Source organism: Streptomyces shenzhenensis, assembly GCF_021462265.1.
In the GTDB taxonomy this organism is placed as follows: Bacteria; Actinomycetota; Actinomycetes; order Streptomycetales; family Streptomycetaceae; genus Streptomyces; species Streptomyces shenzhenensis.
Genome location: NZ_JAJONF010000147.1, coordinates 1 through 1,524 on the forward strand (window position 1 = coordinate 1; position 1,524 = coordinate 1,524).

The window sequence follows — 1,524 nt, forward strand, 5'->3', positions numbered from 1 at the left end:
CCCTCTCTGTCAGCCTTGGGTGAGACATCCCGCTTCGTCGGGTTAGCCTGAGAGGGCACGACAGGAGAACCACCCCCCTCATGACCAGCACCAAGCCCGCCGGATCCGATCCGGCTCCCCGGCCGAAGCGCCGTACTTTCAGCCCGGAGTACAAGCTGCGGATCGTGGCCGAGTACGACGCCGCACCGAAGAACGAGAAGGGTGCGGTCCTGCGCCGCGAGCGCCTGTACCACTCGCACGTCAAGGAATGGCGGGCCGCGCGGGATGCCGGGGCACTGGAGAAACTGGTCGACAAGCGCACCAGCCCGGCGAGGCCGAAGAAGTCCGCCGCCGAGGCGGAGAACGAGAAACTGCGCCGCCAGGTGGAACGGCTGGAGAAGGAACTGGCCCGGAACAAGGCCGCGTTGGAAGTCATGGGAAAAGCTTCCGCGCTCTTGGAAATGATCTCCGAGGGCGCGGACTGAAGGCTGCCGCCGACCCGGTGGTGGACGACGCGTTCACCGGCGTCGAGGGCGGGCTGGGCATCACGGCCGCGTGCCGGCTGACCGGCCGCTCCCGGGCGACCCACTACCGCCGGCTGCGGCCGGCGCCACCGCCAAGGCCCCGCAAGCGGCAGGTTCAGCCCTCGGCCCTCACGCCCGAAGAGCGGGATGCGGTACTGGAGCTGATGAACAGCGACGAGTACGCCGAGCTCCCGCCCGCACAGATCTGGGCCCGCGAGCTGGATGCCGGGCGCTACCACTGCTCCGTCTCCACGATGTACCGGATCCTGCGCGAAAAGGGGCAGAACGGCGAGCGCCGAAGACAGGCAACCCACCCCGCCAAGACGGTGCCCGAGCTGGTCGCCACCGCGCCCTCACAGGTGTTCACCTGGGACATCACCAAGGCCGCCGGACCGGCCAAGGGCATCTGGTACCACGCCTACGTCATCATCGACATCTTCAGCCGCTACATCGTCGGCCACACCGTCGAACGGGCCGAATCAGCGGTACGGGCGGAGGAGTTGATCCGCGAGACCATCACCCGCAACGGCATCGTGCCCGAGACCGTGCACGCCGACCGCGGCACCTCGATGACCTCCAAGAAGGTCTCCCAGCTGCTGATCGACCTCGGCGTCACACGGTCGCACTCGCGGCCGAAGACCTCCAACGACAACCCCTACATCGAGGCCCATTTCAAGACCACGAAGTACATGTCCGACTACCCCGAACGCTTCGACTCGCTGGCCCATGCCCGCGAGTGGTTCGACGCGTTCATCGCGTACTACAACCACGAGCACCGGCATTCGGGCATCGGCTGGCACACACCCGCCAGCGTGCACTTCGGCACCGCCGAGGAGGTCCGCGACCAACGTGCCGTCACCCTCACCGAGGCATACGCCCGCCATCCCGAACGCTTCGGCCGCCGCCCCCGACCACCCCGGATACCCCAGCAGGCATGGATCAACGACCCGGCCAAACGCAGGGAACCCGCACCACAAACCTCATAGCATCACGACCGTCTCACTGGACTTGAAATCTTCCG

General features: G+C 67.1%; 2 protein-coding genes. Both read left to right on the top strand.

Annotated elements, in window-relative coordinates:
* Positions 1-80 precede the first annotated feature (80 nt).
* Positions 81-464, top strand: a complete 384-nt coding sequence (locus LQ326_RS47125) for a hypothetical protein (RefSeq protein ID WP_234545370.1) — start codon at positions 81-83, stop codon at positions 462-464.
* Positions 465-481: 17 nt separating this feature from the next.
* On the top strand, positions 482-1,489 hold the full coding sequence (locus tag LQ326_RS47130) for an IS3 family transposase (RefSeq protein WP_234545371.1): 1,008 nt from the start codon (positions 482-484) through the stop codon (positions 1,487-1,489).
* Positions 1,490-1,524: the final 35 nt, after the last annotated feature.